Raw genomic sequence first — 14,144 nt, 5'->3', positions numbered from 1 at the left:
TGCCAACACTGGCAGGGCCCTTCTTCTTTGGTGCGATGCGGGCTTCTCCCGGGCCGCGCCTTCGGCGCGGCGGTCCAAGCAGGCGCCGCTGGCGCGGCGACTCTTCGGCTCATCGGAGGCCGCGCTGACGCGCGGCTATCGTCTGTGCTGCGCCACCTTCGGCGGCGTTTCAGGATTCATGTCTGCACCCCGCCCTTCGGGCGGTGCGGTGAAGGTGAACTGCCGGGTGCTTCCAGAGAGGGTCTCCGCCTCGCGCTCCAGCGCCTGCGTCGCGGCGCTGGTCTCTTCGAACATCGCGGCGTTCTGCTGGGTGCCGCGGTCCAGCTCGTTCACCGCCGTATTGATCTCGTCCAGCCCAACCGATTGCTCCTGCGAGGAGGTGGCGAGGCTGGCGACCTTGCCGCGGATGTCCTGCACGTAGCCCGCGATTTGCTCCAGCGCCGAGCCGCTGTCATCCACCAGCTTCACCCCGGCCTGAATCCGCTCGAAGGTGGAGGCCACCAGCTGGGCGATCTCGCGGGAGCTGTCGGAGGAGCGCAGCGCCAGTTGCCGCACCTCCGAGGCCACCACCGCAAAGCCGCGCCCGCTTTCGCCCGCCCGCGCTGCCTCGACGCCCGCGTTGAGCGCCAGCAGATTGGTCTGGAAGGCGATCTCGTCGATCACGCCGGTGATGCTGGAAACCTGCTCGGAGCTCGCCGCGATCTCCTTCATCGCCTCCACCGCCTTGCGTGACATCTCCAGCCCGGTTGCCGTGCTCTCCTCCGCCGATTGCGCGGTTTTCGCGGCCTCGTCGGCATTGCCTGCCGCGCCGCGCACCGACGAGGTCATCTCGTCCAGCGCGGCGGCGGTCTCTTCCAGCGCCGCGGCCTGCTTCTCGGTGCGCATGCTGAGGTCGCGGGCCGAGGCCGAGATCTGGCCGGTTTCCGTCAGGATCGCGGTCGCCCGGTCGGAGATGCCAGAGATCACCTCGGCCAGCGCCCGGACCGAAACGTTGAACTCCTCCTTCAGCCGCACGAACTCCTCGGGCACGTCGACCCCGATCTGCACGCTCAGGTCATGGCCCGCCAGCCCCGTCACCGCATCCTGAAACGCCCGGATCGCGCGCTTCTGCCCGGTAATGTCGGTGGCGAACTTCACCACCTTGGCCACCTTGCCATCGGTGTCGAGGATCGGGTTGTAGCTCGCCTCGATCCAGATTTCCGCACCGGTGCTGGTGATCCGCCGGTATTGCCCGGCCTGAAAGGTGCCACCCGCCAGCGCCTGCCAGAATGCTGCATAGCCCTCCCCGGCGGCCTCATCCGGGTGCATGAAAATCCGGTGGTGCTGGCCCAGGATCTCGCTCTCCTCGTAGCCGGTCACGGCGAGAAAGTTCTCGTTGGCCTTCCGTATCGTGCCGTCCGGGTCAAACTCGATCACCGCCTGGCTCCGGCTCAGCGCGGCAAGCTGGCCCTGCGAGTCGATCGCCTGAACCCGGGTGTTGGTGATATCGGCGGCGAATTTCACCACCTTCACCACCTGACCCCGCGCATCGATGATCGGGTTGTAGGTCGCCTCCAGCCACATCTCGCGCCCGCCCTTTCCGAAGCGGCGGAATTTGCCCAGCTTGGCCTCGCCCTTGGCCAGATCGCTCCAGAAATGCAGGTAGTCCGGGTCTTCACGCATATCCTCGCGCAAGAACATCCGGTGGTGCTTGCCGCGAATTTCCTCCAGCTCATAGCCCACCGCATCGAGAAAGTTGGCATTTGCGGTCACGATGGTGCCATCCGGCTCGAACTCGATCACAGCCTGGCTCCGGTCCAGCGCGGTCAGCCGGCTCTTGGCCTTGATCGCCTCGAACTCGCGCGCGGTGACATCGGTGGCGAATTTCACCACCTTCTCCACCTCGCCCCCGGCGCCCCGGATCGGCACATAGGCCGCCTCGATCCAGATATTCCGGTCGCCCTTGGCGATGCGCGGGAAGGTGGCGGTAAAGCTCTCGCCCCGTGCGAGTCGCTCCCAGAAAGCCTTGTAGTCTTCGCTGGCCCCATAGCGCTTTTGCACGAACATCCGGTGATGCTGGCCCACGATCTCCTCGCGCGCGTAACCGGTGGCGGCGCAGAAATTCTCGTTCGCATCGAGTATCATGCCATCGGGCCTGAACCAGATCACCGCGTAGGTGGCCTGAACCGCCCCGCCCAGAAGGGCCAGCGGGTCCGCCTCCTTCAACCGGCTGCGCCCGAATCCTGCAAAACCCATCTCACTACTCCAAGCTCAGTTTGGCCGGAGGTGTGACAGAGGAATGTTAAGGAAGCTTTTCCGCGAATGCAGGTTTATCCGGCCGCCGCCGCGCGGATCGCACGGATGTTCTCTCCGTAGGGTGCCGGGTTGGCCACCGAGCCGCCCTTGAACACCGCCGAGCCGGCCACCAGCACATCGGCCCCCGCGCCCGCCACCAGCGGCGCGGTCTTCGGGTCCACGCCGCCGTCGATCTCGATATGGATCTCGCGGTCGCCGATCATCTCGCGCAGGGCGCGGATCTTGTCGCCCATGTCGATGAACTTCTGCCCGCCGAAGCCGGGGTTCACCGTCATCACGCAAACGAGGTCCACAAGGCCCAGCACGTCGCGCACCGCCTCCGCCGGGGTGCCGGGGTTGAGCGCCACGCCGGGGCGCACGCCCGCCGCGCGGATCGCCTGAAGCGTGCGGTGAATATGCGGCCCCGCCTCGACATGCGCCGTCAGCACATCGGCTCCCGCCTCGGCAAAGGCGTCAATGTAAGGGTCCACCGGGGCGATCATCAGATGCACGTCCATCACCCCCTTGATATGCGGGCGCAGCGCCTTGCACATCGCCGGGCCAAAGGTGAGGTTCGGAACGAAATGCCCGTCCATCACATCCACGTGGATCCAGTCGGCCCCCTGCGCCTCTGCGGCCTCGCATTCCGCCCCGAAGGCGGCAAAATCGGCGGCAAGGATGGAGGGGGCGATCTTGATCGAACGGTCGAAGGGCATGGGCGTGGCTCCGTTTGGGTTGGCCACCGATTAGCGCAAACCCGTAGGCTGGGCAATCTGCCCACTGCCCGCCCCGTCGTCTGTCGCGCCAAAGCCAGCCAAGCGCTCCTTAACAGCGAGAACCCCCTCTTGCCCCATATTTGACCACTTGGTAAAAACCATCCCGTGGACAACCCAACCGCCCCATGCCACGCTTTCCCCCGAGGAGGCCCGCCCCGTGTCTGAAAAGCCCGCGACCGCCAAAGCCGAAAGTCCGGCTGCCACGGCCCAGCTGCCGCAGCTCACCCTCGCCCGCAATCCGGGCATGGAGCTGGATATGGATTGGGTCCTGCGCGCCCAGGCCAACACCTCTGCCATCGAGCGCCGCGCCGCCACGCTTCCGGGCCGCCGCTCGGTGAAAAAGGCCTTCCAAGCCGCATGGCTCTGCAAGGCGATCACCCTGATCGACCTCACCACGCTTGCGGGCGACGATACCGAAGGCCGCGTCAAACGCCTCTGCGCCAAGGCGCGCCAACCCGTCCGCGCCGACCTGCTGAAAGCGCTCGGGATGGAAGGGCTGACCACCGGCGCCATCTGCGTTTACCACGACATGGTGCCAACCGCCGTCGAGGCGCTGCGCGGCTCGGGCATCCCCGTCGCCGCCGTCTCCACCGGCTTCCCCGCCGGCCTCTCTCCCTTCCACCTCCGCCTCGCCGAGATCGAAGAAAGCGTGAAGGCCGGGGCCGAGGAGATCGACATCGTCATCTCCCGCCGCCACGTGCTCACCGGCAACTGGCAGGCGCTCTATGACGAGATGAAGGCCTTCCGCGTCGCCTGCGGCCCCGCCCACGTCAAGGCGATCCTCGCCACAGGCGAGCTGGGCACGCTGCAAAACGTCGCCCGCGCCAGCCTCGTCTGCATGATGGCCGGCGCCGACTTCATCAAAACCTCGACGGGTAAAGAAAGCGTCAACGCCACACTGCCCGTGTCTCTCGTGATGATCCGCGCCATCCGCGACTATTTCGACGCCACCGGCCACCGCGTCGGCTACAAACCCGCGGGCGGCATCTCCAAGGCCAAAGACGCGCTCCTCTACCTCGCCCTCCTGAAGGACGAACTCGGCCCCCGCTGGGTCCAGCCCGACCTCTTCCGCTTCGGCGCCTCCTCCCTGCTGGGAGACATCGAGCGCCAACTCGAGCACCATACCACCGGCGCCTATTCGGCCTCTTACCGGCACGCGATGGGATGACCCGAACGTTGCCACATGGAACGAGGGCAGCGCCCGTCCCGCGCGGGGCGGCCCTCCACATAGCGGCACCTCGCCGTCTCGCAAAACACATCCGCAGGGCATGGGCGTCGACAAAGCGCCCGCCCCGTGGGGGGGCGGGACGGGCGCTGCCCGGCGGTGCCGGGCTAGGTGCCATAGCTCAAACGATGCGATCGGAAACGAAATGAACGTCCCCGAAATCTTCGAAACCCTCGCCTACGGCCCTGCCCCCGAGTCCGCCTCGGAGGCCGCCGCATGGCTCGACAAGCACAACCGCAAGTTCGGCCACTTCATTGACGGCGCCTTCCAGAAGCCCGCCAAGGGCTTCCTCAGCCGCAACCCCGCCACCGGCGACAAGCTGGCCACCCTCACCCAAGGCACCGCCAAGGACGTGGAGAAGGCCGTCAAAGCCGCCCGCAAGGCCCAGCCGAAATGGGCCGCCCTTTCAGGCCACCAGCGCGCCAAATACCTCTACGCCCTCGCCCGCCTGCTGCAAAAGCACTCCCGCCTCTTCGCCGTCCTCGAAACCCTCGACAACGGCAAACCCATCCGCGAGTCCCGCGACATCGACGTGCCACTCGCCACCCGCCACTTCTACTACCACGCAGGCCACGCCCAACTTGCCCCCACCGAGCTGCCAGACCGCGCACCCCTCGGCGTTGCAGGCCAGATCATCCCATGGAACTTCCCACTCCTGATGCTCGCCTGGAAGGTCGCGCCCGCCCTCGCCATGGGCAACACCGTCGTCCTCAAACCGGCTGAATACACCTCCCTCACCGCCCTCCTCTTCGCCGAGATCACACAAGAGGCCGGCCTCCCCGCCGGTGTCCTCAACATCGTCACCGGGGACGGCGCCACCGGCGAGGCCCTCGTAAACGCCCCGGTCGACAAACTCGCTTTCACCGGCTCCACCGCCGTCGGCCGCCGCATCCGCGAGGCCACTGCGGGGCGCAACATCCCCCTCACTCTCGAACTCGGCGGCAAATCCCCCTACATCGTCTTCGAAGACGCCGATATCGACAGCGCCGTCGAAGGCCTCGTCGATGCCATCTGGTTCAACCAGGGCCAGGTCTGCTGCGCCGGCTCCCGCCTGCTGGTTCAGGAAGGCATCGCCGACGCCTTCCACACCAAGCTGAAGGCCCGGATGGACGGCCTCCGCATCGGCGACCCGCTCGACAAATGCATCGACGTCGGCGCCGTGGTCGACCCGACCCAGCTCAAAACCATCACCGACATGGTCGCCGCCAACACCGAGGGCGAAACCTACGTCGCAAACTCCGACTGCCCCGAGGGATGCTTCTACCCGCCCACCCTCATCACCGGCCTCGCCCCCTCCTCCACCCTGATGCAGGAAGAAATCTTCGGCCCCGTCCTCGTCAGCTGCACCTTCCGCACCCCCGACGAAGCCATCGCGCTGGCCAACAACACCCGCTACGGCCTCGCCGCAACCCTCTGGTCCGAAAACATAAACCTCGCCCTCCACGTCGCCCCGCAACTGGCTGCAGGCGTGGTCTGGATCAACGGCACCAACATGTTCGACGCCGCCGCAGGCTTCGGCGGCATCCGCGAGTCCGGCTTCGGGCGCGAGGGCGGATGGGAAGGCCTCATGGCCTACTCCAAGCCCGCCAAGGCCCCCAAGAAGGCCGCCACCCCGCAAGCCTTCGAGGGCAACGGCGCCCCCGCTGACCCGCTCGACCGCACCGCCAAGATGTACATCGGCGGCAAGCAGGCCCGGCCCGACTCCGGCTATTCCACCGCCATCCACGGCCCCAAGGGCGACCTCCTCGGCCACGTCGGCACCGGCTCCCGGAAGGACATCCGCAACGCCGTCGAAGCCGCCGCTTCCGCAAAAGGCTGGGCCAAATCCTCCGCCCACCTCCGCGCCCAGATCCTTTTCTACCTGGCCGAAAACCTCTCCGCCCGCAGCGCGGAATTCGCGAACCGGATCAAGGCCCTCACCGGCAAGTCCGGCACCGCCGAGGTCGAAGCCTCCATCTCCCGCCTCTTCGCCTACGCCGCCTGGGCCGACAAGCTGGACGGCGCCGCCAAGCCCGTCCCGATGCGCGGCACCGCCGTCGCCTTCAACGAGCCCTGCGGCGTCATCGGCGCCCTCTGCTCCCCCGCCCAGCCGCTCCTCGGCCTCGTCAGCGCCATCGGCCCGGCCATCGCCATGGGCAACCGCATTGTCGCCTGCCCCTCCGAGCCCTTCCCGCTGGTCGCGACCGACTTCTACCAACTGCTCGACACCTCCGATGTCCCCGGCGGAGTGGTCAACATCGTCACCGGCCCCCACGCCGACCTCGCCAAGACCCTCGCCGAGCATATGGAGGTGGATTCTGTCTGGAACTTCTCCGCCCCCGAGCTAACCGCGGGCATTGAGAAGGCCAGCGCAGGCAACCTCAAGCGCACCCTCTCGCTCTTCCCCGACTGGTCCGACCCGGCCACCGAGGGCCGCGAGATGCTGGCCGCCGCGACCGAGATCAAGACCGTCTGGATCCCATACGGCGTCTGACCCGCCCCGCAGGGTGCGCGGTCAATGCGCACCCTCCCGGCCCACCGTCCGCGCCGTTAACCTCTGGCCGTTTTGCATTTTTGTCGTATGCATAGGATGTGCATCAGTTGTGCATCGAATGTGCATTCAGCAAATTCACGGTTAACGCCGTTTCGCCCCCGCCATACCGACAAAAACGCAAAGCCCTTTAAATGACCGACCCGACCGCCTTCGACAACGCGCCTTTCATCCCCGATGGCGCCGCCTATCCTGACCGCTGGGCCGAGGCCGCGCGGGAGTATCGCAGCCTCGAAACCGCTCTGGGCCGCGCTCGTCTCAACGTGAGCTATGGCGAGCATCCCTCTGAGAAGTATGATCTTTTCTACCCGCAATCCGCAAAGCCCGAAGGCACGCTGATCTATATCCACGGCGGTTTCTGGCGCGCTTTCTCGCGGGCGGACTGGTCGCACTTCGCCGCCGGGGCCACCGCCTGCGGCTGGGCCGTGGCCATGCCCTCCTATCCGCTCTGCCCAGAGGTGACCGTTTCCGACATCACCCGCAGCCTCGCCCGCGCCATCTCGGCCATCGCCCTGAAAACAAGTGGAAAAATCGCGCTCACCGGCCATTCCGCCGGGGGGCATCTTGCCCTGCGTATGCTCGACCCCGCGCTCGACATCGGCACCGCCCGCGACCGCCTTACCAGATGTCTGCCCATTTCCCCGCTCACCGACCTCGCCCCGCTGCGCGAGGTTCCGTTGAACGACACGCTGCAACTCACTGAAACAGAGGCAAAATCCGAGAGCCCCGTGCATCAGCCCGCGCCGTTAATCCCTGTGCATGTGCTGGTTGGCGCCGCCGAACGGCCATCGTTTATCGCACAGGCCAACGCGCTGCCCTGGGACGTTCCGGTCACCGAGGCACCGGAACTCCACCATTTCAACGTGATAGACTTCCTTCTTGAGGCGGATCACCCGTTCACCGCATGGCTCACAAGCGAAGGGGCCGAGCCGCCAAACTGGCCCAACCCCTCCGCCTGATACCGCGCCTTCACGGGATCAGATCACCACCACTCAACCCTCACCCGGCACGGTATCAATCTCGAATTGCAAGATCATAGGTTCGGGGCCTTTCTTCTTGCCGCCTAGAGGCAGCGCAGCCCTTGTTTTCTGGCCAAAACCAGCTTCGTCCAGCAGGCCACGGAAACCCTCCGCCGAGCCGCCGACGGCCCGTGTCCGCACCAGCGGATCCTGCTCCAGAAAACTCAAATCTTCCACGTCGCTCTGCTCCCCCGCAGGCGAAAGGATCACCACGAGACGGTCACGGCCGAAAGATTCATCGGATATTAACGACAGGTCTTCATTGTAGATCCCGCCGGGCTGCATCCGTCCCTTGTCCATGAATGTAATCGAATAGTCGGCGCCGACATAGAGCACATTTATGTCAAGTGGCTGATCGGTGGTGTTCTCCACCCGCACGCCCACCGTGTCACCGGGGATCATTCGGGGCACGTTGCCGCTGTCCATCGGGGCGCGGCTGCCTTCGACGATCGCACCGGCGTCGAGGTCAAATCGCGCACGGTGCAACTCCACGGGCACGTTCAGCCCGTTGCCGCTGCTCGCCGCGCCGATGCGCAGCACGTTCAGCGCCTTGCCGATATGCGCGAACTGCTCGGCCATCACATCGGCCAGGTCGTCCCGACCTTTGTCGGCGGTCGAGACGCTCGGCACCGTGTCGAAATTCAGCACCGGTCCCGCGCCGGTATCAAGCACCGGAACCTCCCCGGTGCCGTCGAGAATCCAGATCGCATCGGGGCGCGGGCTTTCCTGGATCACGGCGAGCCGGATATCGGCCTCTTCGCCCGGCTCGACAAAGGTGAACCGCCCGCCGAGAAGTTGTTTTTCAACAATCTCTTGCGCGGCCATCTTCATTTTAGTCTCCGCTGCGCCATCGCCCTCGGGCAGGGCCACGCGCAGGGTCAGCTCCACCCCAGCGTCGACCTTCCTCAGGAAGGCCCCGCGCGGCACATCCTCCAGCGTCTTGCCGTCTTCCAGCACCGCCGTCGCACCAAAGGTGCTGGCCGTGTCGACCGTAACAAAACCCACCGCGTCCTCGGTGGAATCCGCCGGCGAGGCCATCACCGCCAGACGCTCGCCCTTGGCCAGCCCATGCAGGCTGCCGGCCTTCAGCCGCAGCTTGGTCTCGCCCTTTTCGGCGGGCCACTGCCGCACATCCGCCGTCTCGCCGGAGCCGAAAACGACCCCATCCAGATCGCCCTCAAACAGCGGCGTCGAACGGGCGAGGTTCTTCACCGAGTACTTGCGCAACACCTCCTGCCCGAGTTGCCGATAGGTGATGCCGGGCCGCTCCGCGAGGGTCTCGAAAACGGTGTAGGTGAACACCCCCTGCAGCCGGTCCTTGGTGGACCGCGGCATCAGCTTTTCCGGCGTGGTTTCATTGGTTTGCGCGGCGAAAAAGGCCACAAACGCCCCCTCGCCCTCGGCCCGCTCTTCCGGCTCGGTCACCGGCGCATCGGCCCTGTCGCGCGGGTCTTCCAACCTCCGCGAGGTGCCCTCCGCATCCACCAGCGCCGTTTGCGGCACGCCCAGCGCGCCGGGCTCCAGCTTGCGCATCTTCTCGTCGTCCTCACCGTTCGGCGCGGCCCTCGTTACGGTGCCTGAATGACAGCTGTCGAACACCGCCCAAACGTCCACGCCCTTGGCCCGGAGCATCCCGATCAGCTCTCCGATCTCGTCATCCACCAACGCATTCTCGACCTCGCCCACCGTGTCGTTCCACGGCCCGATATCGACCGGCAGAAACAGCTCATCCAGCCCGTCCAGCTCGCTGTCGGGGTCTTTCGCCGGGGCCTGGCTGCCGTGGCCGGAGAAGTGCAGATACACAAAGTCACCGGGCTGCACCTTCTCCGCCAGTTCCTTGAAGGCATCGCGGATCGCCTGAAGCGTCGGCGCCTGTTTGCCCTCGATTCCATCCGCCAGAACAATGACATCCTCGGCCTTGAACGGGATCGTGTCGTTGCTCAGCAGAAAGGTCTGCACCAGGTCGATGTCATTCGCCGGTCCCTTCAGCCAGAACTTCTCGTCCAGCGCCGGATAGGTCGAGGCGCCCACCAGCAGCGCGTGGTTCTCCCGCGCCAGCGCCGGAAGAGCCGCGAGGCTGGCCACACCGGCCAGAAGCAATGCCTTGAGAGTCATGGAATAATCCTCAGTTCGTCATCAGCGAATAGCGGTTGGTGCCGGCGCCCTTGTTCTCCACCTTCACGGTAAAGGCCTCGGAGCTCGCCGGACGCCAGCCGCAATAGGCCACGTCGGAGATATCGGTATCGGAGCAAACCAGCCGGCCCTTGGCGTCATAGACGTAAAGGTTCAGGTCGGAGCCGCCGCCGCCCTCCACATAGACCTCGGCATATTTGCCGCCGTCATAAGGAAGCGGCGGATAGGTATCGGTCTTCTTGGCCGCCAGCCGCGAGATCGAATAGACAGGCCCGGTCGAGACACCCTTGGTCGAAGCCACCCGGATATCCTCGATCACCGAGAGCATCGCCGCGTCTTCGCCCGCAGCCTCCTCGGCCGCGTCCAGCATCGCCTCCCAGCCCATCGGGGCCTCGCCCGTCACCGCCTCGCCATCGCTGCCCGCGCGCTCCACGGCCTCCACCGCCACGCCTTTGCGCAGCTGTGCGGCGCTCGCCATGAGCAGCGGGTCGCGGGCCGCCATCCCGGCCTCGAACAGTTGGAGCGACATTTCCATCGCACGCAGGGGGGGCAGTTCGCCCGCCGCATGGGCAGGGGCAGCGAACGCAAGGGTAAGGGCAATCAAACTCGCACGCAGCATCATCGGGTCTCCAGCAAGAGCGTTGTTTTCGAGCCTCAGATTGCCCCGTAGCCGGACCCCGATCAACTGCGCAGACCGGAATAGCTCTTTCATGACGGGACTTGTCACGGGCCATGCGCAAAAGCCGCTGCTAGCCATGGGGCAAGACAGAAACACCTGAAGGACCACCGAAAATGCGCTCCCTCTTTCTCCCCTTCTTCCTCATCGTCATGGTCGCCCTCCCCGTCTCCGTGCGGGCCGGAGAGCTCGACCGCGCGATGGATGCCACCCTCATCGTCAAATCCGCCGACGGGCACGAGCGGTTCCTCGGCTCCGCCTTTCTCTGGCGCGATGGCACATGGGCGGTGACCAATGCCCATGTCGTCGGCCGCGCCCGCGAGGTGGTGCTGGTCAGCACCACCGGCGAGCGCCGCAAGGTCAAGGTGCTGGCCCGCGATGATGTGCGCGATGTCGCCGTGCTGGCGGTCGATGGCGCCTTCGGCCCGGGGCTGGAGCCCGCCGCCGCGCCCGCCGGCCTCGGCACCCAAGTCTATGCCCTCGGCGCGCCGCTGGGCATCGAGTTCACCCTCACCCGGGGCATCATCTCGGCCATGGCCCGTCAGGTGGAGGCCGCCGTGCCGATCCGCCTCGTGCAGCATGATGCCGCCGTGAACCCCGGCAGCTCCGGCGGCCCGCTGGTCGATGGGTCTGGGCGTCTGCTCGGGATGAACAGCCAGATCGCCGATGGCTCCCGGCACTACGTGGGCGTGGCCTATGCCATCTCCGCCGCCGATCTGGGCCGCATCGTGCCCCAGCTCATCGCCGGAACCCTCAAGGAAATGCCCTCTCTCGGCCTCCAGGTCCGCCCGATCGACGATGCCCTGGCCGCGGCGCTCGGCATCCCGGCCAAAGGCGTGCTTGTCGACTCGGTCGCCGAGGCCTCCCCTGCCGACCGCGCCGGCATCCGCGCCGGTGACGTGATCGTCTCGGTGGCGGGCCGCGAGGTGGCGCAGCCGGGCGACGTGGCCTTTGCCGTCGAGTCGGTGCTTGGCTCCGATGGCATCGCCGTGCAGGTCATCCGCAGAGGTGAGACGGTGCTGGCCACCATGCCGCTGGACCGGGGCGAGCATATCGAGACGGCGGGGATCGACCGCGCCAGCCTGCCCTCCGCCCGCCCCGCCTTCACCTTCTCGCGCCTCGGCGTGCGGCTCTCGGGCGCCGAAGTGACCCATATCTCCGAGAACTCGCCCGCCTATCTCGCCGGTCTCAGCCGGGGTGACGAGGTGCTCGCCGTCAACGGCAAGCCCCTGACCGAGATCGAGGGCGGCCTCGCCGCGCTGCGGATCACCGAGCCGGTGGTGTTGCTGGTGCGCCATGCCGAAGGCCGGACAGAGCACATCTATCTGGACCCGTGGGATAAAACTCCGCGCCTTCGCCCCGTCGGCGGCGGCAACGTGCTTGACCCCGACGTGGTGGTGCTCTGAGATGCTGGCCATGGAACAGACCGCCCCCGAAGCCATCCAGGCCGATACCGCGCCGCGCATCCTCGTCGTCGAGGATGACCGCGCCACCGCCGAAACCATCTCCGAGGCCGTCACCTCGCTCGGCTGCGAGCCGGTCGTGATGCGCGACTGGGAGAGCGGGCTGAAGGCCGCCGAACTGGCCGACTTCGCTGTCATCGTGATGGACCGCATGCTGCCCGGCGGTGACGGGGTGGATGCCATCGCCAAGATGCGGGGCCGTGGCTCGCGCGCGCTGGTGCTCGTGGTCTCGGCGCTCGGCACCTCCGGCGCCAAGATCGAGGGGTTGGAGAAGGGGGCCGACGATTACCTCGCCAAACCCTTCGACGGCGATGAGCTGAAGGCCCGCCTCCGCGCCCTTCTGCGCCGCAACCAGATGGTGGTGCTCGACAATGACCTCATGGCCTTTGGCGATGTTGAAATAAGGCTCAAGGCCCGCACCGTTCACATTGGCCAAACTCACGTTGCGGTCAGCCCGAAAGAGTTTGAGCTGATTACCTTTTTCGCCCGCAATGCAGGTGAAACGGTGACCCGGATGCAATTGCTCGAAAATGTCTGGAATCTGCACTTCGATCCGCAGACCAACGTGGTCGATGTGCATGTCGGGCGGCTGCGTCGCAAGCTGGAGTCCGCCGCCGGGCGGCCCATCATCATCACCGCGCGGGGCGAGGGCTATGTCTTCGCTCCCGAGGCCTGAGGCGGCGCATGCAAAAACCACGCGGCAAGGCCTCGCTCCGCCTCGCCCTCGGCCTTTCGGCCCTGCTGATCGTGTTTTCGCTTGGCGCGATGGCCCTGCAATACCGGGCCACCGCCGCCGAGCTGGACCGGCGCGAGCGCAGCCTGCTGGCTGCCGATCTGGCCGGTTTGGCGGCGCTCTATGACCAACGGCGGATCATCTCGCTCCGGCAGGCGATGGAGTTCCGCTCCGCCGCCGCGCCCGAAACCGGCATGCTCTACCTGCTCGAAGGCAAGGATGGCGAAAAACTCGCGGGCAATATCGACGCGCTGCCAGAGGGGCTGACCCCGGCGCCCGGCGGCATCGACGCAACCGACCCTGTCGCCTTCACCCTCACCGGCACGCCCTACCTTGGCGTCGCCCGCGAGCTGCGCGGCGGCTTTCCCATGCTTGTCGCCCGCTCCCGCGCGCCTACCGAGGCCGCGCTGGCCGCCACGCGGGCGCAGATCTTCGCCACCGCGCTGGTGCTCGTGGCCCTCTCCCTCGTCGCAGGCTGGCTCGCCTCCCGCTTCGTGATGCGCCGGATTGATCGCCTCAACCGTCTGGCCGATCAGGTCGCCGCCGGTGATCTCTCCGCCCGCCTCCCCGGCCCCCGCGCCGATGACGAGTTCGGCGCGCTGGAGCGGCACATCCACACCATGCTCGACCGCATCGGCCACCTCACCCGCGCCCACGGAAGGCTGTCTGACACCATCGCCCATGAGCTGCGCACGCCGCTCAACCGGATACAGGGCAAGCTCGACAAGCTTGAGGGCGACCCCGAGGCCATCGCCGCCGTATCGTCAGAAATTCGCGGCACCGTCCGCATCTTCGACAGCCTGCTCGAGATCTCCTCCGCCGAGGCCGCCTCGGGCGGCGGCACCGGCTTGGTGCCAGTCTCCCTCAGCCAGATTACCCGCGAGGTTTCAGAGCTTTACGAGCCGCTGGCCGAGGAGAAATCGCTGGAATATGGCGCGGTGATCGAGGCGGGCTGCAAGGTGCTGGGAGACCGCAACCTGATCGCGCAATTGCTCTCAAACCTCGTCGACAACGCCATCAAGTTTTGCCGGGCGGGCGATGCCATAACGATTTCTTTAGAAGAGGGCCCGGAGCGCCATATCCTCAGCATCTCCGACACCGGCCCCGGCGTCCCTGCCGCCGAGCGCGAGGCGGTCTTCGAGCGCTTCGCCCGCGCCGAACGCGACCGCGAAGTCGCAGGCCACGGCCTCGGTCTCGCCCTCGTCCGCGCCATCGCCACCCGCCACGGCGCAAAACTCCGGGTGCTTGAAGCAGAAAAGGGTTTCTCGCTCCAGATAACCTGGCCTAAGCTGCCTGCCGAGATGGGGTGACTCAC

The 14,144-nt window shown here is 66.6% G+C and carries 10 protein-coding genes; 6 read left to right on the top strand and 4 right to left on the bottom strand.

Translation table 11 applies throughout. The annotated features are described in order from the left end of the window. Window positions 1–135: 135 nt before the first annotated feature. Entirely contained in the window at window positions 136–2,235 is a 2,100-nt protein-coding gene (locus KUV38_RS01290; RefSeq protein WP_222468324.1) for a PAS domain S-box protein, read from the bottom strand. Window positions 2,236–2,309: 74 nt separating this feature from the next. Further along, a complete protein-coding gene (rpe, locus tag KUV38_RS01285) occupies window positions 2,310–2,990 on the bottom strand; it encodes a ribulose-phosphate 3-epimerase (protein ID WP_222468323.1) in 681 nt (226 codons plus the stop codon). A 217-nt stretch (window positions 2,991–3,207) separates the two neighbouring features. Here rpe and deoC point away from each other — a divergent pair, with 217 nt between their 5' ends. The 3 genes from deoC to KUV38_RS01270 all read left to right on the top strand — a co-directional run bounded on the left by deoC (window position 3,208) and on the right by KUV38_RS01270 (window position 7,764). Further along, a complete protein-coding gene (gene deoC, locus KUV38_RS01280; protein WP_315898577.1) occupies window positions 3,208–4,218 on the top strand; it encodes a deoxyribose-phosphate aldolase in 1,011 nt (336 codons plus the stop codon). A gap of 202 nt (window positions 4,219–4,420) precedes the next feature. Beyond that, complete coding sequence (locus KUV38_RS01275) at window positions 4,421–6,748, top strand: aldehyde dehydrogenase family protein (RefSeq protein WP_222468322.1); 2,328 nt, start codon at window positions 4,421–4,423, stop codon at window positions 6,746–6,748. A gap of 191 nt (window positions 6,749–6,939) precedes the next feature. Next, window positions 6,940–7,764 (top strand): alpha/beta hydrolase, encoded by an 825-nt coding sequence (locus KUV38_RS01270; protein ID WP_222468321.1) that lies wholly within the window; start codon window positions 6,940–6,942, stop codon window positions 7,762–7,764. Window positions 7,765–7,797: 33 nt separating this feature from the next. Here KUV38_RS01270 and KUV38_RS01265 read toward each other — a convergent pair whose 3' ends face one another. Together KUV38_RS01265 and KUV38_RS01260 are read right to left on the bottom strand one after the other, a co-directional pair. Beyond that, window positions 7,798–9,939, bottom strand: a complete 2,142-nt coding sequence (locus tag KUV38_RS01265; protein ID WP_222468320.1) for a caspase family protein — start codon at window positions 9,937–9,939, stop codon at window positions 7,798–7,800. 10 nt (window positions 9,940–9,949) lie between these two features. Then, window positions 9,950–10,579, bottom strand: a complete 630-nt coding sequence (locus KUV38_RS01260; RefSeq protein ID WP_222468319.1) for a hypothetical protein — start codon at window positions 10,577–10,579, stop codon at window positions 9,950–9,952. A 170-nt stretch (window positions 10,580–10,749) separates the two neighbouring features. Between KUV38_RS01260 and KUV38_RS01255 the strand changes: the two genes are divergently transcribed. The 3 genes from KUV38_RS01255 to KUV38_RS01245 are packed head-to-tail and all read left to right on the top strand — an operon-like array spanning window position 10,750 to window position 14,139. After that, window positions 10,750–12,039 carry a S1C family serine protease gene (locus tag KUV38_RS01255; protein WP_222468318.1) on the top strand — a complete coding sequence of 430 codons (1,290 nt, stop codon included), beginning with the start codon at window positions 10,750–10,752 and terminating at the stop codon, window positions 12,037–12,039. A 10-nt stretch (window positions 12,040–12,049) separates the two neighbouring features. Continuing rightward, on the top strand, window positions 12,050–12,772 hold the full coding sequence (locus KUV38_RS01250) for a response regulator transcription factor (protein WP_222468317.1): 723 nt from the start codon (window positions 12,050–12,052) through the stop codon (window positions 12,770–12,772). A gap of 8 nt (window positions 12,773–12,780) precedes the next feature. Further along, window positions 12,781–14,139: a sensor histidine kinase gene (locus tag KUV38_RS01245; protein ID WP_222468316.1), complete on the top strand. Its 1,359-nt coding sequence runs from the start codon at window positions 12,781–12,783 to the stop codon at window positions 14,137–14,139. Window positions 14,140–14,144: the final 5 nt, after the last annotated feature.

It is taken from the genome of Vannielia litorea, from assembly GCF_019801175.1.
Classification (GTDB): domain Bacteria; phylum Pseudomonadota; class Alphaproteobacteria; order Rhodobacterales; family Rhodobacteraceae; genus Vannielia; species Vannielia litorea_B.
The sequence above is the reverse complement of the archived record's forward strand: the minus strand, read 5'-3'. Positions and strand labels throughout refer to the sequence as shown.

What these genes read in the sequence shown, in the direction of transcription:
- KUV38_RS01290 (WP_222468324.1), bottom strand. Translation starts at nt 2,235, where the DNA reads ATGGGTTTTGCAGGATTCGGGCGCAGCCGGTTGAAGGAGGCGGACCCG.
- rpe (WP_222468323.1), bottom strand. Translation starts at nt 2,990, where the DNA reads ATGCCCTTCGACCGTTCGATCAAGATCGCCCCCTCCATCCTTGCCGCC.
- KUV38_RS01275 (WP_222468322.1), top strand. Translation starts at nt 4,421, where the DNA reads ATGAACGTCCCCGAAATCTTCGAAACCCTCGCCTACGGCCCTGCCCCC.
- KUV38_RS01270 (WP_222468321.1), top strand. Translation starts at nt 6,940, where the DNA reads ATGACCGACCCGACCGCCTTCGACAACGCGCCTTTCATCCCCGATGGC.
- KUV38_RS01265 (WP_222468320.1), bottom strand. Translation starts at nt 9,939, where the DNA reads ATGACTCTCAAGGCATTGCTTCTGGCCGGTGTGGCCAGCCTCGCGGCT.
- KUV38_RS01260 (WP_222468319.1), bottom strand. Translation starts at nt 10,579, where the DNA reads ATGATGCTGCGTGCGAGTTTGATTGCCCTTACCCTTGCGTTCGCTGCC.
- KUV38_RS01255 (WP_222468318.1), top strand. Translation starts at nt 10,750, where the DNA reads ATGCGCTCCCTCTTTCTCCCCTTCTTCCTCATCGTCATGGTCGCCCTC.
- KUV38_RS01250 (WP_222468317.1), top strand. Translation starts at nt 12,050, where the DNA reads ATGGAACAGACCGCCCCCGAAGCCATCCAGGCCGATACCGCGCCGCGC.
- KUV38_RS01245 (WP_222468316.1), top strand. Translation starts at nt 12,781, where the DNA reads ATGCAAAAACCACGCGGCAAGGCCTCGCTCCGCCTCGCCCTCGGCCTT.